Here is a 20,898-nt window from a genome sequence, read left to right on the forward strand (position 1 = left end):
GGGCGACGATATTCGTCGATGCGCCGCCTAGCGTCGACCACATGAGACGAGCACTGATCGCGATCACCAGCAGCGCTGTGGTGCTGACCGGCGTCACCGCGGCCGGCACCGACCACACCGCCCCGCAACGGCACGCCATGCAGCGCGACGCCGACCGGATCCTCGCCTACGGCGCCCCGGGCGTCCTCGCCGAGCTCGACACCGCGCGCGGCGCCACCATCCGGGTCCGCAGCGGTTTCGGCGACGTCAGCCGCAAGACCCCGGTGCCGTGGGATGCCCGATTCCGGGTCGGCAGCTTCACCAAGACGTTCGTGTCGGCCACCGTCCTGCAGCTGGTGGGGGAGCAGCGGCTGACCCTCGACGACACCGTCGACCACTGGCTGCCCGGCGTGGTCAGCGGCAACGGCAACGACGGCCGCAAGATCACTGTCCGGCAGCTGTTGCAGCACACCAGCGGCCTCACCGACTATCTCGCCGGCATGCCGTGGCTGTTCACCCAGGAGGGTTTCGAGCAGCACCGGTTCGACTCGCTCACCCCGGAGCAGGCCGTCGCCACCGCGATGACGTTCCCGCCGCAGTTCGCCCCCGGCGCGAAGTGGGACTACTCGAACACCAACTACATGCTGGCCGGGCTGATCATCAAGGCGGTGACCGGCAATGACTGGCGGGCCGAGGTGCGCAATCGCATCATCGCGCCGCTCGGCCTGCGGCACACCTACCTGCCGGCCGACAACCCGGGCGTTCCCGGCCCGCACGCGGTCGGCTACGAGCGGTTCCCCGGCCCGGATGCCACCGAGGACGACCCCGACTACGGCGAGCCGATCGACGCCACCCGGCTGAACCCGACCTGGGGCGGCCCGGCCGGCGAGATCATCAGCACCGCCGCGGACGGCAACCGGTTCCTGATGGCGCTGGTCACGGGCAAGGTCCTGAAGCCCGCGCAGCTCGCCGAGATGCAGCGCACCGTGCCGACCAGCCCGGAGTTCGAGCAGAACTGGCCCGGCGCCCGATACGGCCTCGGCCTGATGTGGATCCCCAACTCGTGCGGCGGTCAGTGGTCGCACGGCGGCGACATCATGGGCTTCCAGACCCGCAACGGCGTCCGCGCCGACGGCCGGCGCAGCATCATCGTCTCGATCAACACCGACTCGCTCAAGCGTGACCCGGGCGTGCCGAAGCCGGCGCATGACGTCACGACGGCCCTGATCGACGACGCCCTGTGTGGCGCTTGACCGCGAGGTCCGTAGTCTTGGCGGATGAGCTGGCCCGACCATGCGATCTGGTGGCACGTCTACCCTCTCGGATTCCTCGGGAACGGGAAGCGGAAGCTGCCCGCGCTGGAGGGCTGGCTCGACCACCTCCTCACCCTCGGCTGCAACGGCCTCATGCTCGGCCCGGTCTTCGCGTCGGAGTCACACGGTTACGACACCACCGACCACTTCCGCGTCGACCCACGGCTGGGCACGGAGGACGACCTGGTCGCACTGATCGACAAGGCCCAATCCCTGGGCGTACGGGTGATGCTCGACGGCGTCTTCAACCACGTCGGCCGTTCGTTCTCGCCATTCGCCGACGTGCTCAGCAACGGCGCCGCCTCGCCCTACGCGGACTGGTTCGTCCGCGAGGGAGACGACTTCCGGGTTTTCGAGGGTCACCGCAACCTGGTCGCGCTCAACCACGCCAGCCCGGCGGTCGCCGACCACGTCGCCGGCGTCATGGAGTACTGGAGCGAGCGGGGCGTCTCGGCGTGGCGGCTGGACGCCGCCTACGCCGTGCCGGTCCCGTTCTGGCGGACGGTCACCGACCGGGTCCGCGCGAAGAACCCCGGTGTCTGGTTCAGCGGCGAGATCATCCACGGCGACTACGCGGCGTACGTGTCGGAGGGCGGCCTCGACTCGGTGACGCAGTACGAGTTGTGGAAGGCGATCTGGAGCTCGCTCAACGACACCAACCCGCACGAGCTGGCGTGGGCGCTGACCCGGCACAACGAGATGCTGGCCGGGTTCGTGCCGCAGACGTTCGTCGGCAACCACGACGTGACCCGCATCGCGAGCCGCCTGACCGAGCCGCGTCACCTGCCGCATGCGCTCGCCGTGCTGTTCACGGTCGGTGGCGTCCCGTCGATCTACGCGGGCGACGAGCGCGGCTGGCACGGCGTCAAGGAGGAGCGGGCGGGCGGCGACGACGCGATCCGCCCGGAGTTCCCGCCCACCCCGGCCGACCTGGACGACTACGGCGTGGAGATCCAGAACCTGCACCAGCAGTTGATCGGCATCCGCCGGCGCAACCCGTGGCTGGTCCGGGCCACGACCGAGGTGCACACCCTGGGTGACGGCGTCCTGGCGTACACACTGGGGGCGGAAGCGGGCCGCCTGGCCGTCGCCCTGAATTTCGGCGACCGCGGCGCCGTCGCGAAGCTGCCGCCGGCAGGGTGGAAGCACGAGGCCGGCGACGTCACCATCGACCCGGCCGGCGTCGCCGACCTCCCGCCGTTCAGCTGGTCGATCGGCACATCTTGACGCGTCCCGAAAGGCAACCAGGCTGCGACCGCTGTTACCTGAGGTGAGGGTGCTCGGCCGCCGAACCTTGCGGCATGAGAATCCGTCGCCTGGTCCTCAGCCTCTTCGCCGCTGCCGCAACCGTCGTGGCCGGAGCGCCCGCGCCCGCGCAGGCCGCGCCGCCGCCGGTGCGGGCCGTGACGTTCAACATCTGCGGGAACGTGTGCCGGCACGGTGAGACGAGCGATACCAGTGCGAACATCGCCTACCGGATCTACAAGCTGGGCGCCTCGGTGGCCATGCTGCAGGAGGTCTGCTACTCGCAGTTCCTGGCGTTGCAGACGCGGCTCGCCCCGTTCGGGTATCGGGCCACGTTCGCGCCGGCGGACACCGGTGGACAGTGCGACAACTACGACACCAAGCACGGGCGGGCGTTCGGTGTGGCGCTGGTGGCTCGTGGGTCGTTCGCGAGCCGGGTGATCTATCGGCTGCCGTCGCCCTACGGCGAGGCGGAGGGGCGCGTGGTGCTGGGCGCCACGGCGGTGCTGCGGAGGCGGACGGTGTTCGTGGTGACCACCCACACCACCACGAGCGGGCCGAACCGGGACGCGCAGCTGAGCGCGCTGCGCCGGTGGCTGACGCCGATCGCGGCGACCAGCCCGGTGATCTTCGGCGGGGACCTGAACTCGATGCCGGAGGACAGTGCGCTCGACGGTTTCTACACGTCGTTCGTCGAGGCGAACCGGGACCGGCAGAAGGTGCTGACCACGTTCATCCCGGTGCCGCGGAAGATCGACTACCTGTTCGCCAGCCCGGGGTTCCTCACCCCGGTGGGAGTGGCCCGCGCGAACACCGGCTACTCCGACCACTGCATGTATCTAGGGGTGTTCCGCTAACGGCATGAACTCCCGGACCGCGTCGCCGCCGGAACGCTTGGCGTCGTACATCGCCTGGTCGGCCCGGTGCAGCGCCTCGCCGAGCTCGGTGGCGGACGACGTGGCCACCCCGATGCTCACGGTGGCCGGGCTTTCCCGGAGCTCGCGCACGGCGGTCAGCATCCGTTCGGCGATGGCCGAGCCGAACGCCGGGTCGGCGTCGACGAGCAGGGCCGCGAATTCGTCGCCGCCGAGCCGGGCGATCAGGTCCTGGTCGCGCAGCACGGCGCCGAGCGCGCGGGCGATCGACCGCAGGGTGGCGTCGCCGAACGGGTGGCCGCTGGTGTCGTTGATCTGTTTGAAGCGGTCGACGTCGATGATCATGACAGTGACGGTGGCGCCCGCCGCGCCGCGCTGGGCCTGGGCGCGGCGGACGGCCCGGTCGAAGGCGCGCCGGTTGGCGATGCCGGTGAGCGGGTCGAGGTCGGCGGCGCGGGTGGCCTGTTCGTGCTGGGCGCGCAGCACCTCGAGCGATTTCAGCGTGGTGGCGGTGTGCAGGGTGTGCTGCCGCTGACGCCAGAGGGCGGACGCGACCGTGTCGCCGTACCGCAGCCCGATGGTGGCGTCGGCGGAGCCACGCGCCTGCAGCAGCACCGCGTGGGTGCGATAGGTGGCTGCGGTGATCAGCCAGCCGGCGTCGGCGGGCAGCGCGTCGACGGCCGCCGACATCACCGCGACGGCCTCGTCGAGCCGGCCGATCCGTTTCAGCGCCACCGCCCGGAAGGGCGCGCTGAAGGCGAGCGCCGCCGGGCTGATGCCCTGCTCCTGGCAGATCTCGAAGTAGCGTTCCATGTCGTGTGAGGCGCCGGCCGGGTCGTACCGGTCGGCGCGGGCGCAGGCGGCCATGAGCAGCGCGTAGTCCCGGTAGGCGCCCGGGTCCTCGGCGGCGGCCCGCCGGGCGAACCCCTCGGCGATGAGCGTGTGTTCCTCGGCCGCCGCGACGTCGCCGATCTGATAGAGCTCCAACGCCCAGTGCAGGTGCATCTCGCCGAGGTTGATCAGCCACATGGCCCGGTTGACGTTCTGCGACAGGTCGGAGGCGCTGATCGCGTAGGCCGCCTCGAACTGCGGCCCGGCCAGCTCGTAGAGCCGCAACTGCTGGTAACCGACCGCGATGCCGACGCGCGCGTTGACGGCCGCGATCGGGTCGGGTTCGTCGGTCAGCTGGGTCTCGGCGGCGATCAGGTCGCGCAGGGCGGCGTCCACGTCGTACTCGGCGCCGTCTTCTTCGCCGAGTCGCATCCGTTCGGAGGCGCGGGTGCTGAGCGCGCACGCGATCCACCCGTTGCTGCCTTCGCGTTCGGCGGCGCGCAGCATCAGCTCGATGGCGGCGAGCGCGGCCCGCAGGTCGCCGCGGACGATGAAGACCACGACCCGCACGAAGTGCATGGCCGCGAGGTCGCCGCCCGGCCCGCGCAGAGTGGACTCGACCTCGGTCAGAACCGCGTCGGCCTCGCCGGCCTGCGCCCTCTCCAGCAGGCGCGCGGCCCGCCGCGAGGCTTCATGCATGGGCGACGCTCCAAACGGATCAGCGTGGCAGCTCGCGTTTCAGCACCTTACCGGTGGCGTTGCGGGGCAGCGACTGCAGGAACACGATGTCTCGCGGCACGCAGAAGCGGGCCCGGTTGCTGCGCACATGATCTCTGATCGCGTCGGCGTCGAGCGAGGCGGTGCCGCGGAGCACGACGTAGGCGGCGAGCCGTTGCCCGTACTCGTCGTCGGGCACCCCGATCACCGCCACCTCGAGCACGTCGGGCAGGTCGGCGAGCAGGCCTTCGACCTCGCCGGGGAAGACGTTCTCGCCGCCGGAGACGATCATGTCGTCCTCGCGCCCGTCGACGAAGACTCGGCCGCCGGCGTCGACGTGCCCGAGGTCGCCGGTGGCCAGCAGCCCGTCGTGCAGCTCCCGCGAGCTACCGTTGGTGTAGCCCTCGAACAGCATCTCGTTGCCGACGAACAGCCGCCCGGTCTCGCCGGCCGGAACGGGTTCTCCGTCACCGGCGAGCACGGCGATCACCGTCCCGTGCGGTGGCCGGCCCGCAGTGTCGGGGGCGGCGCGCAGGTCGGCCGGGGTGGCGATGGACGCCCACGACGCCTCGGTGGAGCCGTACAGGTTGTAGAGAACGTCGCCGTACCGGTCCATGAACCGGGTGGCCATGCCACCGGGCAGAGCAGAGCCGCTGACCGCGGCGATTTCCAGCGCCGGGAGGGAGGCTTCGGGCGGGAGTTCCATCAGGCTCTGCAGCATCACCGGTACGGCGATGAGCGCCGTCGCCCCGCTGTCCCGCATGGCGTCGAGCGTCCCGCCCGGCGAGAACTTGCGCCGCAACACGATGGTGGCGCGCAGGGCGAGCGCGATCTGCATGCCGGCGTAGGCCCAGGTGTGGAACAGCGGCGCCGCGATCATCATGCGGACCCCGGCGCGCAGCGGGATCCGGTCGATGATCGAGCAGAGCGGGCTGAAGCCGCCGGGCGTGGGCCGCTGCGCCCCCTTGGGCATCCCGGTGGTGCCGGAGGTGAGCACGATCGTGCGCCCGGTGCGCGACGGCGGCGACAGGTCCTGGGACGGCACGGCGCTGATCATCGCGTCGAGAGCAGAGGACGGGATCGCGCCCGGAAAATCCCCGAGAACATCAGAAAATTCCGGATCGTGTACGACGACCGACAGGTCCTGTGCGTCGATCACCGCGGCGAGCTGCGTGGCCGACAGGCCCGTATTGATCAGAACCGGGTCGGCACCCACGGTCGTGACCGCGACCAGCGTCTCGACCATGACGGCCGAATTGCGGCACAGCACGCCGACCCGATTGCCCGCCACGACCGGGAGCGCCACGGCGAGCCGCGCGGATCGATCGACCAACTCGGCATAGGTCAGGGAGCGGGTTTCGTCGATGACCGCAACCTGCCCGGGGGAGCGGGCGGCGGCCTGTCGCAACTCGCCGGCCAGCCCGAACCCCCACCGATGCAGCTCCGCGAACTGTTGCGCGACCCGGTGCGGCGCCCCCGGCGTGAGCAGCCCGCGCCGCGCCATGGTCGCGACGATGAAGGGGGTGACCTTCACCGGATCTGCACCCCGGAGATGGCGCGGGAGATCACCAGCCGCTGGATCTCGGAGGTGCCCTCGAAGATCGTGTAGATCTTGGCGTCCCGGAACATCCGCTCGACCGGGTGCTCGCGCAGGTAACCGGCCCCGCCGAGGATCTGCACCGCCTTCTCGGTGACGGCCACCGCGACCTCGCCCGCCTTGAGCTTCGACATCGAGCCCTCGCCGGCGGTGAACGGCCGTTCGTTGCGGCCCATCCAGGCGGCCCGCCACACCAGCAGCCGGGCCGCGTCGATCTCGGTCTTCATGTCGGCGAGGGCGAACGCGATGGCCTGGTTCTCGATGATCGGCCGGCCGAACGCCACCCGGGTCTTCGCGTATTCGAGCGCATATTCATAAGCGCCGCGGGCGATGCCGATCGCCTGCGCGCCGACCGCCGGCCGAGAGAGCTCGAACGTCTTCATCGCGGCCTGGCGCGACGCCCGCTGTCCGGACCGGGCCCGGGCGAGCCGTTCGTCGAGGGCTTCCTTGCCGCCGAGGAGGCAGCTGCCCGGCACCCGCACGTCGTCGAGGAAGACGTCGGCGGTGTGCGAGGCACGCAGCCCGAGTTTCTTCAATTTGCGAGTCCCTACCAGGCCGGCCGTGCCCGGTGGGATGACAAAGGCGGCCTGTCCGCGCGACCCGAGGGTGGGGTCGACGGAGGCGGTGACGACGTGCACGTTGGCGATGCCGCCGTTGGTGGCGTACGCCTTCTGGCCGTTGAGCACCCACTCGTCCGACGCCTCGTGATAGACCGCCCGGGTCTTGATCGCCGCCACGTCCGAACCGGCTTCCGGCTCGGTCGAGCAGAACGCGCCGACCTTCGGGTCGGACACGTCGCCGAAGCACTGCGGCACCCACTCCACGAGTTGTTCCGGCGAGCCCGACCCGTAGATCGCGGCCACCGCGAGGGAGGTTCCGGAAATCGCCATCCCGATGCCGCCGTCGCCCCAGAACAGTTCCTCGTTGGTGATCGGCAGGCTCAGCCCGCTCGGATCGGCCCACGTGTTGACCAGGAACTCGAACCCGTACAGCCCGATCTTGGCGGCTTCCTGGAGGATCGGCCAGGGGGTTTCCTCGCGCTCGTCCCACTCGGCCGCGGCGGGCCGGACGACCCCTTCGGCGAAGCCGTGGACCCATTCCCGCAGTTCGTTTTGTTCCTCGTTGAGGTCGAGCCAGAACTCCATGCGTGCGGACACCCTTCGGGCCGAAACCGGAATTTACCCGCCGGTAACGTTACGGTGGCGTAACCACGCCCGCAAGATGCGGCCGCTTGCCGTCGACCCGGAATTCCCAGCCGTCGTTCGCCGCCGACGCGGTGAAGCCGACGGTCGACGGAAGCAGGATGGGCTGCTTGAACGCGACGTCCACTGTGTACTGCGCGGGCAGCCGGCCCTCGAGCGCGGCGAGGCTGCGCGCCTTGCTCCACATGCCGTGTGCGATCGGCCGCGGAAAGCCGAACACGCGCGCCCCGATCCGCGACGTGTGAATGGGATTCCGGTCGCCGGACACGTCGGCATAGCGGGCGCCGATGTTCGCCGGCACCCGCCAGCGAGCGGTCGGGGCCGGCGGCAGCGGCTGGTCGCGCTTGGCGCCCTTGGCACCGCTTTTCGAGAGGTACGTCGAAACGCCGCTCCACACGATCTCGTCGCCGATCGCGGCCGAGGCGTGCACGTCGAACTGCTGCCCGCGGTCGTGCGGTCGCAGATCCTCGCACCACACGGTCAGGTCGAGCACCTCGCCGGCGTCGATCGGCCGGGACACCGTGATGCGGTTGGCGATGTGCACGACGCCGACCACCGGGAACGGGAAGTCGCCCGCCGACATCAACCGCATCGCGAGCGGAAAGGCGAGGATGTGCGGATAGGTCGGTGGCAGGGTGTCGCCGAGCCGGAATCCGCAGACCCGGTTGTAGCGGGCGAGGTGGTCGCGATCGACCGGCACGCCGCGGCGGAGGAGCGACAGGTCGGGCAGGCCGGCCGGGCGCCGGCCGGGCAGCAGACCCAGCGCCGCCCGCAGATAGAGCCCCGACGGCTCGGCGGTGACCTCGACGACGGCCATCACGCCCCCAGCAGGCTCTGACCGCAGACGCGCACCACGTTCCCGGTGATCGTGGCGGACCCGGGGGAGGCGAACCAGGCGATCGTCTCGGCCACGTCGACCGGCAGCCCGCCCTGCGACAGGCTGTTCATCCGCCGGCCGGCCTCGCGCAGGAACAGCGGCATCTTCGCGGTCATCGCCGTCTCGATGAAGCCCGGCGCGACCGCGTTGATCGTGATGTTCCGGTCCGCCAGGACCGGGGCCATCGACTGGACCAGCCCGATCACGCCGGCCTTGCTGGTGGCGTAGTTGGTCTGGCCGCGGTTGCCGGCGATGCCCGCCATCGAGGACACCCCGATGATCCGCCCGCCGGAGTTGATCAGCCCCTGCTCCAGAAGCAGGTCGTTGATCCGCTCCTGGCTGGACAGGTTCACGTCGATGACCGAGTCCCAGCGGCTCTCGTCCATCCGCGCGATCGTCTTGTCCCGGGTGATGCCGGCGTTGTGCACGATGATGTCGAGGCCGGTGAGCCGCTCGGCCAGGCGCTGCGGCGCGTCGGCCGCGGTGAGGTCGAGCTGCAGCGCCCGGCCGCGCACGTCGTTGGCGACGGTGGCGAGCGCGTCGCCGGCGGCCGGGATGTCCAGGGCGATCACCTCGGCGCCGTCGCGGGCGAAGACCCGGGCGATGGCCGCGCCGATGCCCCGGGCGGCGCCGGTGACCAGCACGGTCTTGCCCGCCAGCGGCCGGTCCCAGTCGGCCGGGGCGGCCGGCGTGCCGGCGCCGATCCCGATGACCTGGCCGGACACGTACGCCGATCGGCCGCTCAGCAGGAAACGCAGGGTCGACTCCACCGCGGTCTCGCCGCCGGGTTCGACGTAGACGAGCTGGGCGGTGATGCCCCGCCCGAACTCCTTGCCGATGCTGCGGGTCAGCCCTTCCAGGGCGCGCTGCGCGGTGGCCTCGCGCGGGGTCGCGGCCGAGGACGGCGGGGTGCCGAGCACGACGACCCGGCCGGACGTGCGCCCGCTGCGGGCGACCGGGTGGAAGAAGTCGTAGAGCGCGCGCAACTGCGCCGAGTCGGTGATCCCGGTGGCGTCGAAGACGAGGGCGGCGTACCGCGCGCCGTCGGCGGCCGTCTCGGACACCTCGACGCCGGCCGCTTCCAGCAGCTTGCCGACCGTGCCCGCGAGGCGCCCGCCGTCGGCGGCGCCGAGCAGCACCGGGCCGTCGGTCAGCGGCGTGCCCGGCGAGAAACGGCGCAGCCGCGGGGGATCGGGCAGCCCGAGACGCTTGACGACACCACGACCCATCCCGGAGTTTGCGAAGCTCGCATACCTGTCACCCATGGAGGTAGCCTACTCACCGGTAGTAAATGGTAGCTAGATGGCCAGCCGTTGGAGGAATGCAGTGCCGAACGTGCGTCGCGTCGCCGTCCTGGGGGGAAACCGCATCCCGTTCGCCCGCTCCAACGCCAAGTACGCGGAGGCGTCGAACCAGGACATGCTGACCGCCGCGCTGGACGGCCTGGTGGCCCGGTTCGGGCTGGCGGGGGAGCGGCTCGGCGAGGTGGTCGCGGGCGCGGTGCTCAAGCACTCACGGGACTTCAACCTGACCCGCGAGACGGTGCTCGGCTCCCGGCTCGACCCGCGCACCCCGGCCTACGACATCCAGCAGGCGTGCGGCACCGGCCTCGAAGCGGCGATCCTGGTCGCCAACAAGATCGCGCTGGGCCAGATCGACGCCGGCGTGGCGGGCGGGGTGGACACGACCTCCGACGCGCCGCTGCAGCTCAACGAGGACATGCGCCGCGCGCTGCTCGCGCTCAACCGGGCCCGCACGCTCGGCGACCGGCTCAAGGCGGTGGCGCGGATCCGGCCGCAGCAGGCGTTCATGCCGGCCGTCCCGCGCAACGCCGAGCCGCGCACCGGGTTGTCGATGGGCGACCACGCGGCGATCACCGCGCTGCGCTGGCAGATCGGCCGCGAGGCCCAGGACGAGCTCGCTCTCGCGTCGCATCAGAAGCTTGCCGCGGCGTACGACAGCGGCTTCTTCGATGATCTGGTGACGCCGTTCCAGGGACTGACCCGTGACCAGAACCTGCGGGCCGACACCACCCTGGAGAAGCTGGCCAAGCTCAAGCCGGTGTTCGGCAAGGAGGAAGCGACGATGACGGCGGGCAACTCGTCGCCGCTGACCGACGGCGCCTCGACGGTGCTGCTGTCGAGCGAGGAGTGGGCCGAGCAGCACGGTGTGCCGGTGCAGGCCTATTTCGTCGACGGCGAGGACGCGGCGGTCGACTTCGTGCACGGCGAGGAGGGGCTGCTGATGGCCCCGGCCTACGCGGTGCCGCGGCTTCTCGCCCGCAACGGGCTCACTTTGCAGGACTTCGACTTCTACGAGATCCACGAGGCGTTCGCCTCGCAGGTTCTGGCGACCCTGGCCGCCTGGGAGTCGCCCGAGTTCTGCAAGGACAAACTCGGGCTGGACGCGCCGCTCGGCTCGATCGACCGGGCCAAGCTCAACGTCAACGGCTCGTCGCTGGCCGCCGGGCACCCGTTCGCGGCCACCGGCGGCCGGATCGTCGCGACCCTGGCCAAGCTGCTCGCACAGAAGGGCTCGGGCCGTGGCCTGATCTCCGTCTGTGCGGCCGGCGGTCAGGGCGTGGTGGCCATCCTCGAGCGCTGAAGCCGCTCGCTGAACTCGTCCGGCGGCATCGGCTTGCCGAAGAGGTAGCCCTGCAGCAGCTCACAGCCGGCCGCGTGCAGCGCGTGCTGGTCGGCCTCCTCCTCGACACCCTCGGCCACCGCCGACATGCCGAGCGACTTGGCCAGCCAGAGCACGGCCTGGATGATCGACGTCTTGCGGGGGTCGGTGGACAGGCCGGCCACGAACGAGCGGTCCAGCTTGACCACGTCGGCCGGGATGTTCTGCAGCCAGGTGAGCGAGCTGTAGCCGGTGCCGAAGTCGTCGAGCGCGATCCGTACGCCCAATTCCTTGATCATCTCGAGCCGTTCGGTGACGTCGCGCGACGAGCCGAGCAGGGCCGTCTCGGTGATCTCCAGGATCAGGCGCTTCGGGTCGATCTCCGGCGCGGCGGCGAGCAGGTCGGCGAGCAGCGGCACGAAGTCCGGCTCGGCGAGCTGCCGCGGGCTGACGTTGACCGAGATGTAGCCGATCTGGTCGCGCCATGCCATCAGCTGGCGGAGCGCCATGATCAGCACGTGCTCGCCGAGCGGCACGATCAGGCCGGTCTCCTCGGCGGCCGGGATGAAGTGGCCGGGAGCGAGGATGGAGCCGTCCGCGGCCCGCATCCGGATCAGGGCCTCGGCGCCGAGGATCTCGCCGTCCGCGGCCCGCACGATCGGCTGGAACCAGACCGGCAGGGTTTGCTCGCGGTCGCCGGCCAGCGCCTCACGCAGCATCTTCTCGCCGGCGATGCGCGCCTGCACGGAGACCCGCATCTGCTCGTTGAAGATCTTCAGCCGGTTGCCGCCGGACCGCTTGGCCGAGTACATCGCGGTGTCCGCGGCCAGAACCGCGTCCTCCGCCTGGTCGGCGTCGCCGGCGACGGCGAGGCCGATGCTGAGCGAGACGGTGAGCAGGTTGTCCTCGACCGGCAGCGGCTCGCCGAACGCGGCCAGGATGGACTCGCCCACGTGCGCGCCGACCTCCGGGCCGCCCGGGACCGCGACGACGAACTCGTCGCCGCCGAAGCGGGTGATCAGCGAGCCTCCCGGCACCAGGGCGGTGAGCCGGGCCGCGATGGCCTTCAGCACGCTGTCGCCGGCCGAGTGGCCGGAGCCGTCGTTGATCGATTTGAAGCGGTCGACGTCCAGGTAGAGCACGGTCGCGCCGTCGCCGCCGGTGAGCAGGCCCTCCAGGTCGATCTCGAACGCGGAACGGGAGAGCAGCCCGGTGAGCGCGTCGTGGCGCACCCGGTGGTTCAGCTCCTCCTGCTGGCGCCGGGACTCGGTGACGTCCTGGCAGTGGATGAAGATCAGCTTGAGTCGGCCGTCCTTGTCGAACAGCGAGGTGCTGTGCGCCTCGGCCCAGATGATCTCGCCGGTGTCGTTGCGGCGGTACTGCCGGGTCGCGTTGTAGGTGCTCTTGTCGGCCAGGTTGTCGAACAGCCCGTCCATGGTGTTGCCGACCGGGGTGATCGGCAGGTCGGCGACGCCGAACCCGGCCGGCAGCTCGTCCGGCAGGCGCAGCCACCGCTTGTACGCGGTGTTCATGCGCAGCAGCTCGCCGGTCGGGGAGAACATCGCCATCGGCACCGGCGTCTCGTCGAACGCCACCGACAGCTGCGCCTCGCGGTCGTCCAGGTTCTCCTGGGCGCGCCGCTCCTCGTCCTCGGTCAGCGCCCACTGCACCAGCTGGAAGCCGGCGGCGAGCAGCACCGCGACGCCGTGCAGGGCGGCCCACATCAGCGGGTGCACGTGGGCGCCGTGGTGATCGAAGGTGTGCTCGCTCGCGACGCTGCCGAGCACGGCGTGGTCGAGCGTGGTAGCCACCAGGAAGACGCCGAACGGCGCCCAGTCGCGATAGAGCGCAAGGGCCGCCACGGCGATGAAGAAGGTGAAGTGCGCCTCGGTGAGGCCGTCGCACATGGCGACGAAGCCGGCGCACACGACGACGAAGCCGAACGCGACCGCGACCGACGCGAGCCGGCGGTGCCGGACCCGGGCCGCCGCCACCACGCACGGCAGCACCAGCAGCACCGAGATCAGCCAGGGGCTGGTCAGGGCGTCGCGGAACGCGCCGAAGATGGTCAGACCTGCCACCGACGCGGCGAGCAGCAGGGTCAGCAGCCGATGCCGGCGCGCCCAGTCCTCGTCGCGGAGCCCGCCCCCGGCGGGAATCCAGCTCTGCCATCGTTTCAGCACGTTTGAACAATCGGTCCGGCCGGGACCCGCTGCAGGATCTGCACGGGTGCGGCTGAGTTGCGGCCTTCAACCGGCTTCCTCGACCGGGTGACGTGACGAGACCCACATTCCGATACGGATACGTTCCGTTTCTCTGTCCGGCCGTACTAAAGTCCCTCACTGATACGGAACAGTCTCGTTTCGAAATGAACGGGGAAGCAGAACATGGACACTCCCGCCACCACCGCGACCGGGCATCCCCGGCGCTGGGCAATTCTCGGAGTGCTGGTCATCAGCCTCCTGGTGGTTGTCCTCGACAACACCGTGCTCAACGTCGCGCTGCGCACCATCGCCGACCCGGAGCACGGGCTGGGCGCCACTCAGAGCGAGCTCGAGTGGGCAATCAACTCGTACACCCTGGTCTTTGCCGGTCTGCTCTTCACCGCCGGCATCCTGGCCGACCGGGTCGGCCGCCGGCTCACCCTGACCATCGGCCTGGTGCTCTTCGGTATCGCGTCGCTGGTCTCCGCGTACGCGGACAGCGCCTCCCAGCTGATCGCCGCCCGTGCCCTGATGGGTCTCGGCGCCGCGGCCGTCATGCCGGCCACCCTGGCGATCATCGCGAACGTCTTCGACCCCCGGGAGCGCGGCCGCGCCATCGGCGTCTGGGCCGGCGCGGTCGGCCTCGGCGTGGCCATCGGCCCGATCGTCGGCGGCCTGCTGCTCGAGAACTTCTGGTGGGGCTCGGTCTTCCTGATCAACGTGCCGATCGTCATCGCCGGCGTGGTGCTGGTGCTGGTGCTGGTGCCGGAGTCGCGTGACCCGAAGCCCGGCCGCATCGACTTCCTCGGCGTCATCCTGTCGATCATCGGCCTGTCGCTGCTCACCTACGGCGTGATCAAGGGCGGCGAGGACGGCTTCGGCGACACCCTGGCCTGGACCACGCTGGTCGGCTCGGTCGTCGTGCTCACCGGCTTCGTCCTCTGGGAGCGGCGCGTCGCCCTCCCGTCGCTGGACGTGAAGCTCTTCGCCAACAAGCAGTTCTCCGCCTCGACCGCCGTCATCGGCCTGGTCTTCTTCGGGGCCATGGGCGCGATGTTCTTCGGCGCCTTCTACCTGCAGCTGGTCCGCGGTTACGGTCCGCTCGCCTCCGGCGCGCTGTTCGTCCCGTTCGCGGTCGCTCAGATGATCTTCGCGCCGCGCAGCGCCGCGATGGTCAAGCGGTTCGGCCCGAAGGCGGTCAGCACGGTCGGCCTGCTCCTGGTCGCGATCGGCCTCTCGGCCTGGCCGTTCATCGGGGCCACCACCCCGATCTGGATCGTCGGCGCGGCGTTCTTCCTGATGGGCGTCGGCATGGCGAACGTGATGCCGTCCGCCACCGAATCGATCATGGCAGCGCTGCCCCGCGAGAAGGCCGGCGTCGGCTCGGCGGTCAGCAACACGATCCGCCAGCTCGGTGGCGCCCTCGGCGTGGCCGTTCTCGGCGCGATCCTCTCCTCGGCCTACCGCGACAACCTGGGCTCGGCCACCGACGGCCTGCCGCAGGCAGCGGCGGACGCCGCCAAGGAATCCATCTCCGGCGCGTACGGCGTGGCCGAGCGGGCCGGGGCCGCGGCTCCGAACCTGATCAGCGGCGCCAACGACGCCTTCCTCACCGCCATGCACTACGCCGCGATCGGCAGCGTCATCTTCGCCCTGCTGGGCGCGGTCGTCGCCCTGGTCTGGCTCCCCGGCAAGCGCCCCGCGGCCGCTCCCGCCCCCACCTCGGCCGAGGGTCTGGCCGAGGAGCAGGGTGTGGAACTGGTCGAGGCGTAACGCGTAAGCAACAATGAACACCATGCACACGGCAGTGAACGGGGAGGCCGCCCAGGAGCGCAAAGCTCCTGGGCGGCCCCGCAACGCGCAGGCCGACGAAGCCATCCTTGATGCCGTGCTCGAGATGCTGAGCTCCGGCCAGAGCGTCGCGGCCATCTCCATCGAAGCCGTCGCCGCCAAGGCCGGGGTCGGCAAGGCCACCATCTACCGGCGGTGGCCCAACAAAGAGGCTCTGATCATCGACGCGGTCGCGGCGATGAAAGGCCCATTGCCCGAGCCGGCCGGCGTCTCGGTCCGCGACGACCTGGTGATGCTGGTCAAGGCAAACCGGTCGGGCCGGGCCAAGCGCTTCGGCAAGGCCACCGTCTGCCTGCTGCCCGAGTTCCTCCGCGACGAGCAACTGGGCCAGATGCACCAGGCGATCGTCGAGCCACGCCGCGACGTGATGCGCGGGGTGCTGCGCCGCGGCATCGAGAACGGCGAGCTGCGCCCCGACCTGGACATCGAGCTCACCCTGCTGATGATCCAGAGCCCGTCGATGATGCAGAACATGCTGAACTGGAACCCCAATGTCCCCGAGGAGGGCTTCGCCGAGGCCCTGATTGATGGGATTCTCCGCGGTGCGCGAGCCGTTTGAGACGGTCGCCCTCGGCGCGGCGCCAGTGGTGGCCGCGCCGGACGGCTCAGCGGTGCGCCCGCTGTGCGTCATCCCCGGCGCCGGCAGCTTCGCGAATTTCCGGCTGGACGCCGGCGAGGTGGCCAAGGCAGTCGTCCACCGCACGGTCCAGGAGATTTGGTACGTCGTGGGCGGCGCCGGCACGATGTGGCGCCGAGCCGGCGACATCACCGAGACAGTCGACCTGTACCCGGGTGTCTGCGTGACCATCCCGCTCGGCACCCACTTCCAGTTCCGCGCCGCGGTCGCGGAGCCGCTGGAGGTCGTCGCCGCGACGATGCCGCCGTGGCCGGTCGACTCGCCCGACGAGGCCACCGTGGTCACCGGCCCCTGGAAGCCGACCTTCTAGGTTTTCTGCGTCACGCAGGCTTATCATCGATGCCCACCGATGGGAGCGCTCCCACGCCGTCTGGTCGTCGAATGGAGAACCGTCATGGCCTCCCGTACCCGAAGCTGGCTGGCCGCGGCGGTCGCCGCCATAGCCGCCGCCTTCTTCCTCATCTACGCGCTGCCGTCCGCGCACGCCGACCCGGTAGTCGGCAACGCCACCTACTTCGACGCGCTGGGCGCCCCCTACGGCGGTTGCGGCCTGCCCCAGGCGGAGCTGGACACGCAGAACTTCGTGGCGCTCAACGTCTACAACACCCCGGGTGACTACAACTTCTATCCGCGCCCGGTCACCGACGCGGCCAAGGTCGGCGCGTGGAACAACGGCCTGAACTGCGGCCGCTTCGTGCAGGTCACGATCGGCGACTTCTGCACCGGCGTCAACGACGGCGCGCAGAACCAGCCGTTCTGCCGCAACGGCTCCTGGGTCGCCGACGCCTACAACGGCAAGAGCCTGACCATGCAGGTCGCCGACAGCTGCGGCGACACGAACGCCTGGTGCCGCGACGACCCGAACCACCTGGACCTGGCGAAGGACTCGCTCAACCAGTTCGCCGCCGGCCTCTCCGACCACTTCAACAACCGGCACATCAGCTGGGAGTACGTCGCCGCCCCGTCCTACGCGGGCGACATCAAGGTCGGCTTCCTGCAGGGCGCGCAGGTCTACTGGCCGGCGATAGCGGTCGGCCACCTGGCCAACGGCATCCACGGCGTCGAGTACCTGCAGGGCGGCACCTGGGTAACGGCGAAAATGAACGGCGACATGGGCCAGTCGTACGTGATCGGCGGCCTGACCGCGGGCACGAGCAACTTCCAGATCCGCGTCCGCGACGTCAACGACCAACTGATCAACAACGGCCGGGTGTACAGCTTCGCCCTGCCGTCGTCCTGCGGCACCCAGTGCTCCCAGGCCTACACGGCCACGACGTACACCACGAGCGACGGCGGCACGTCCACCACGTCCCCGACCTCCCCGGCCTCTCCGACACCGACCCCGTCGGCCACCACCTCGTCCCCGGCCCCGACCGGCGCCTGCACCGCCACGTCGGTGGTGGCAAGCTCGTGGAACGGCGGCTTCCAGTCCACCGTGACGGTGAAGGCCGGCAGCGCCCCGATCACCGGCTGGACCACCAGCTGGACCTTCACCGGCGGCGAATCGGTGAGCCAGATCTGGAGCGCCACCTACACCACCAGCGCAAACACGGTGACAGCCAAGAACGTCAGCTTCAACGGCGCCCTGGCCGCGGGAGCGTCCACAACGTTCGGTTACATCGGAAGCGGGACCCCTTCGGCGGTATCGGTGACGTGCACGACCCCGTAATACTGCCCGGGTGGGACGAGAGGTCAGCTACGAAGACGCAGTAAAGCTCCTGGGCGGCGACACCGCCAAGATCGTGAAGCTGGTCGACACCCTCACGGGTGTCGGCCTGCTCGCGCTGGTGGGCCCGTTCAAGGACATACTCGGCTGGTTCGACGCCAAGGCCGAACTCTCCAAGATCACCGAGCACCTGGTGACCGCCCTGGCCGAGAAGCGCTCGAAACTCTCCCGCTACGAACGCACCGAGCGGCTTCAGGCCGCCCATGCCGCACTGGCCCTGACCGCCTTCTTCGAGGCGATGGCCGAAGCGGACTGGCCCTACCGGGATCTCGAGCTCACCGCGGCGGAGCAGCGGTCGCTGGGCTCGGTGAGCGGCCGCACCCACGCTGGCGCCTGGCGGGCGCCGGTGCCCGAGCCGGCCGAGTCCCACCCGGAGTTCCGCCGTCACCTCCTCGACTACTACCGGCTCCTGGTGCCCCGGGTCGAGGATTTCGCCGCCGAGCTTGCGTTCTGGGAGCGGCTGGACGAGCAGAGCCGATCGAAGGCCGCGGCGGTGCTGGAGGGCGTCCCGCCGGCCGCGGTGGCCCGGTTCGACAGCCTGCTCGGCCGGCTCGCCGCCGACTTCCCGGAGGTGGCTTTCTGGGCCGGCATGCGCGAGCAGGCCGCTGTCCAAGCCCGCCTGCGCCAGGTCACGACCGGCCTGGTCGCGCTGCGTGAGGTCCTCGCCGAGATCGCCGGTGACCGGGTGGCCGACGAGCGCCGCCGTCAGGTCGCCGCGGCCTACCAGGCGGCGCTGCGGCGGCCGATCGCCGAGTCCGGCGAGGTGCCCGATGGGCTGCGGGTCCCGACGCTCGGCGAGGCGTTCCTGCCCCAGCTCTACCGGGCGGTCGTGGTTGCCGACGAGGCTCCGCTCAGCAGCGAGGACTGGTGGGAGCACCAGCCGGTCCGGGACGACCTGCTGGCGTTCTTCACCCGCCACCTGACGCTGCCGCCGGCCACGGTGGCGCCGCTGCTGATCCTCGGGCAGCCGGGGTCGGGCAAGTCGGTGCTTGCCAAGGTGCTCGCAGCGCAGCTGCCGCCGGCCGACTTCATGACGGTGCTGGTCACCCTGCGCACCGTGCCCGCCGACGCCGAACTGCAGGACCAGATCGAGCACGCGATCCGCAGGGACACCGGCGAGCGGATGGACTGGCCGGCGATCTGCCGTTCGGCGGGTGGCGCGCTCCCGGTCGTCATCCTTGACGGCTTCGACGAACTGCTCCAGGCCACTGGGGTCAGCCAGACCGATTACCTGCGCCGGGTCGCGGCGTTCCAGCGGCGCGAGGCCGACCTCGGGCGCCCGGTCGCCGTGATCGTCACCAGCCGTACGAGCGTCGCCGACCGGGCCTACCCGGCTAAGGGCTCGCTCGCCGTCCGCCTGGAACCGTTCGACCGGCTCCGGGTTGCCGCCTGGCTCGACGTCTGGAACGCGACCAACGCCGAGCGGTTCGCCTCCGGCTCGGAGGAGCCGCTGGACGTCGAGACCGTCATGCGCTATCCCGATCTCGCGGCGCAGCCGCTGTTGCTGCTGATGCTGGCGCTCTACGACGCCGAGGGCAACGTCCTCCGCAACGCCGCCTCGATGCGCGCCGAGGAGCTCTACGAGCGACTGCTGGAGCGCTTCGCCGCTCGCGAGGTGACCAAGTTCGGCGATACGCTGCCACGGCGCGAGCGGGCCGGGCGGATCGAGGCCGAGCTGCGCAAACTCAGCGTGGTGGCGTTCGCGATGTTCAACCGCGACGCCCAATGGGTCACTGAGGCCCAACTGGAAGCCGACATGCGGGCGTTGCCCGGCCTGAGCGGTGCGACGCCGGCCCCGGCCTCGACGGCGGACATGCGGGCGCCCCTGGGGTCGGCTGAGCGGGCGCTCGGCTCGTTCTTCTTCGTGCACCGCGCGCAGGCCTCCCGCGGCGGCATCTCGCTGGAGACCTACGAGTTCCTGCACGCTACCTTTGGTGAATATCTGGTCGCCCGGCTGGTGCACGGCGTGGTGCAGAGCATGGTCGCCCGGGAACGGGCATCAACCTTCCCGTCCGGTGCCGCGGTCGACGACGACCTGCTCTATTCGCTGCTCTCGTTCGCCCCGCTCGTCGGACGCCGCCAGACCGTGGACTTCCTGCGCGGCCTCGTGCAGGCGATGCGCGGCGACAAAACGGATGACTGGACGGACCTGCTGATCCGGCTCTTCCGGCAGGCTGTCATGCCCCGGCCGCCGCGGGCCTTCGACAACTATGTCCCCAAGCGACTCCCGGTACCAGCCCGGTTGGCCGCATACACCTCGAACCTGCTGGTTCTACTGCTGTGTGCGGGTGAGATCAAGACCTCGTTCCTCTACGAGCAGAAACATTCCGTCGGAAGTTGGCGACGCACGTGCATTCTGTGGCGATCGGAGGAGACAGCCAGTGGGTGGGCGGAATGGACGGCTGATCTGGCGGTGGATCGCGTGGGCCAGAGCCCGGCTATTGATGTGATCTTGAGATGGGGTGGCGACCAGATCAGCACCCCCGCCGTCGATCTGTCCTGGATGATCGGCCGTAAGGGCGTGGGGAACAACAGCTTGTTCCTCCGATCCGAGGCGTTCGAGCAAGGGCGCCGCGAGACTCGCATCATGTGCGACCTCATCGCCGACATCCGGCAACACTCGCTGGATCCGCTGGTCGAGGCCGGCCTGGACGTCACGGGCGACACGATTTACGACGCCAGACGCTTCGGCCATGTCAGTCTGCTCAATCTGTTCCTGCGTACCCTGACCGCGGCCGACTTGCCGATGCGGGAAAGGTTGAAGGTCTACCGGACTACCGCAGAACTAGGCGAGAAGCATCCGGTGATCTTTCGGCAGGTCATTCGCCAGATGGAGGAGGACGAGCAGCTCGGCCCTCGTCAGGTGGCGGTGATCCTGCGGAGACTTCGGAGTCGCAGGCCGGACGCCAGCGCCGCGATCGTGCGGTGCGGGCTGGTGCACCTGGACCCCGCGCTTGATCCGGAGGGCACTCGGGCCCTCGCCGCGGTGATCGAGCAATACATTCCGAAAGAGGCCACGGGCTGGTCCGAGATCGAGACCGACGCGGCAATCCGGCTGGCCGAGCTGGGCTTGCTCACGCGGCCTGTTCCGCGACAGCAGGCGGCGGAACTGGCGCGCCGCCACGCCGCCCGCCGCCCGGACTTCGTCCGCCGCGTCAAAGTCCTGACTGTTGACGACTGAGGGCCCGGGCGAAACGCCCAGGCCCTCGTGAAGCGATCAGG

The 20,898-nt window shown here is 70.3% G+C and carries 15 protein-coding genes; 9 read left to right on the top strand and 6 right to left on the bottom strand.

Features of this window, described 5'->3' with window-relative positions; all coding sequences use genetic code 11:
- Positions 1-41: 41 nt before the first annotated feature.
- The 3 genes from AB0E90_RS30905 to AB0E90_RS30915 all read left to right on the top strand — a co-directional run bounded on the left by AB0E90_RS30905 (position 42) and on the right by AB0E90_RS30915 (position 3,394).
- Positions 42-1,232 (top strand): serine hydrolase domain-containing protein, encoded by a 1,191-nt coding sequence (locus tag AB0E90_RS30905; protein ID WP_360413627.1) that lies wholly within the window; start codon positions 42-44, stop codon positions 1,230-1,232.
- 24 nt (positions 1,233-1,256) lie between these two features.
- A complete protein-coding gene (locus AB0E90_RS30910; RefSeq protein WP_360413630.1) occupies positions 1,257-2,519 on the top strand; it encodes an alpha-amylase family glycosyl hydrolase in 1,263 nt (420 codons plus the stop codon).
- 74 nt (positions 2,520-2,593) lie between these two features.
- Positions 2,594-3,394: an endonuclease/exonuclease/phosphatase family protein gene (locus AB0E90_RS30915; protein ID WP_360413633.1), complete on the top strand. Its 801-nt coding sequence runs from the start codon at positions 2,594-2,596 to the stop codon at positions 3,392-3,394.
- Here the strand turns inward: AB0E90_RS30915 and AB0E90_RS30920 are convergent.
- The 5 genes from AB0E90_RS30920 to AB0E90_RS30940 are packed head-to-tail and all read right to left on the bottom strand — an operon-like array spanning position 3,377 to position 9,901.
- A complete protein-coding gene (locus tag AB0E90_RS30920; protein ID WP_360413636.1) occupies positions 3,377-4,942 on the bottom strand; it encodes a GGDEF domain-containing protein in 1,566 nt (521 codons plus the stop codon). The genes AB0E90_RS30915 and AB0E90_RS30920 overlap by 18 nt on opposite strands.
- A 19-nt stretch (positions 4,943-4,961) precedes the next feature.
- Complete coding sequence (locus tag AB0E90_RS30925) at positions 4,962-6,464, bottom strand: AMP-binding protein (protein ID WP_360414061.1); 1,503 nt, start codon at positions 6,462-6,464, stop codon at positions 4,962-4,964.
- Positions 6,465-6,490: 26 nt separating this feature from the next.
- Positions 6,491-7,702 (bottom strand): acyl-CoA dehydrogenase family protein, encoded by a 1,212-nt coding sequence (locus AB0E90_RS30930; protein ID WP_360413639.1) that lies wholly within the window; start codon positions 7,700-7,702, stop codon positions 6,491-6,493.
- A 49-nt stretch (positions 7,703-7,751) separates the two neighbouring features.
- A complete protein-coding gene (locus AB0E90_RS30935) occupies positions 7,752-8,576 on the bottom strand; it encodes a MaoC/PaaZ C-terminal domain-containing protein (RefSeq protein WP_360413641.1) in 825 nt (274 codons plus the stop codon).
- On the bottom strand, positions 8,576-9,901 hold the full coding sequence (locus tag AB0E90_RS30940) for a 3-oxoacyl-ACP reductase (RefSeq protein ID WP_360413644.1): 1,326 nt from the start codon (positions 9,899-9,901) through the stop codon (positions 8,576-8,578). Before AB0E90_RS30940 ends, AB0E90_RS30935 begins: the two co-directional genes overlap by 1 nt.
- Positions 9,902-9,962: 61 nt before the next feature.
- Between AB0E90_RS30940 and AB0E90_RS30945 the strand changes: the two genes are divergently transcribed.
- Positions 9,963-11,240: an acetyl-CoA C-acetyltransferase gene (locus AB0E90_RS30945; RefSeq protein WP_360413647.1), complete on the top strand. Its 1,278-nt coding sequence runs from the start codon at positions 9,963-9,965 to the stop codon at positions 11,238-11,240.
- Here AB0E90_RS30945 and AB0E90_RS30950 read toward each other — a convergent pair.
- On the bottom strand, positions 11,210-13,441 hold the full coding sequence (locus AB0E90_RS30950; RefSeq protein WP_360413650.1) for an EAL domain-containing protein: 2,232 nt from the start codon (positions 13,439-13,441) through the stop codon (positions 11,210-11,212). The genes AB0E90_RS30945 and AB0E90_RS30950 overlap by 31 nt on opposite strands.
- A gap of 204 nt (positions 13,442-13,645) precedes the next feature.
- On the opposite strand from AB0E90_RS30950, the gene AB0E90_RS30955 reads away from it, so the two are divergent.
- From AB0E90_RS30955 to AB0E90_RS30975, 5 genes are all read left to right on the top strand, one after another.
- A complete protein-coding gene (locus AB0E90_RS30955; protein WP_360413653.1) occupies positions 13,646-15,235 on the top strand; it encodes an MFS transporter in 1,590 nt (529 codons plus the stop codon).
- Positions 15,236-15,257: 22 nt separating this feature from the next.
- Complete coding sequence (locus tag AB0E90_RS30960) at positions 15,258-15,872, top strand: TetR/AcrR family transcriptional regulator (protein ID WP_360413656.1); 615 nt, start codon at positions 15,258-15,260, stop codon at positions 15,870-15,872.
- Complete coding sequence (locus tag AB0E90_RS30965) at positions 15,856-16,260, top strand: cupin domain-containing protein (protein ID WP_360413659.1); 405 nt, start codon at positions 15,856-15,858, stop codon at positions 16,258-16,260. The genes AB0E90_RS30960 and AB0E90_RS30965 overlap by 17 nt, the downstream gene beginning before the upstream one ends.
- Before the next feature lie 84 nt (positions 16,261-16,344).
- Positions 16,345-17,619, top strand: coding sequence for a cellulose binding domain-containing protein (locus tag AB0E90_RS30970; RefSeq protein ID WP_360413662.1), 1,275 nt, complete (start codon positions 16,345-16,347; stop codon positions 17,617-17,619).
- 10 nt (positions 17,620-17,629) lie between these two features.
- Positions 17,630-20,857 carry a hypothetical protein gene (locus AB0E90_RS30975; RefSeq protein WP_360413665.1) on the top strand — a complete coding sequence of 1,076 codons (3,228 nt, stop codon included), beginning with the start codon at positions 17,630-17,632 and terminating at the stop codon, positions 20,855-20,857.
- The last annotated feature ends 41 nt before the right edge of the window (positions 20,858-20,898 follow it).

This window comes from Actinoplanes sp. NPDC026619 (assembly GCF_040638295.1).
Lineage (GTDB): Bacteria > Actinomycetota > Actinomycetes > Mycobacteriales > Micromonosporaceae > Actinoplanes.

Excerpts from the sequence above, each read along its gene's own strand:
- AB0E90_RS30920 (WP_360413636.1), bottom strand. The coding sequence starts at position 4,942 with ATGCATGAAGCCTCGCGGCGGGCCGCGCGCCTGCTGGAGAGGGCGCAG.
- AB0E90_RS30915 (WP_360413633.1), top strand. The coding sequence starts at position 2,594 with ATGAGAATCCGTCGCCTGGTCCTCAGCCTCTTCGCCGCTGCCGCAACC.
- AB0E90_RS30935 (WP_360413641.1), bottom strand. The coding sequence starts at position 8,576 with ATGGCCGTCGTCGAGGTCACCGCCGAGCCGTCGGGGCTCTATCTGCGG.
- AB0E90_RS30970 (WP_360413662.1), top strand. The coding sequence starts at position 16,345 with ATGGCCTCCCGTACCCGAAGCTGGCTGGCCGCGGCGGTCGCCGCCATA.
- AB0E90_RS30960 (WP_360413656.1), top strand. The coding sequence starts at position 15,258 with ATGCACACGGCAGTGAACGGGGAGGCCGCCCAGGAGCGCAAAGCTCCT.
- AB0E90_RS30955 (WP_360413653.1), top strand. The coding sequence starts at position 13,646 with ATGGACACTCCCGCCACCACCGCGACCGGGCATCCCCGGCGCTGGGCA.
- AB0E90_RS30905 (WP_360413627.1), top strand. The coding sequence starts at position 42 with ATGAGACGAGCACTGATCGCGATCACCAGCAGCGCTGTGGTGCTGACC.
- AB0E90_RS30925 (WP_360414061.1), bottom strand. The coding sequence starts at position 6,464 with ATGGCGCGGCGCGGGCTGCTCACGCCGGGGGCGCCGCACCGGGTCGCG.
- AB0E90_RS30910 (WP_360413630.1), top strand. The coding sequence starts at position 1,257 with ATGAGCTGGCCCGACCATGCGATCTGGTGGCACGTCTACCCTCTCGGA.
- AB0E90_RS30930 (WP_360413639.1), bottom strand. The coding sequence starts at position 7,702 with ATGGAGTTCTGGCTCGACCTCAACGAGGAACAAAACGAACTGCGGGAA.
- AB0E90_RS30940 (WP_360413644.1), bottom strand. The coding sequence starts at position 9,901 with ATGGGTGACAGGTATGCGAGCTTCGCAAACTCCGGGATGGGTCGTGGT.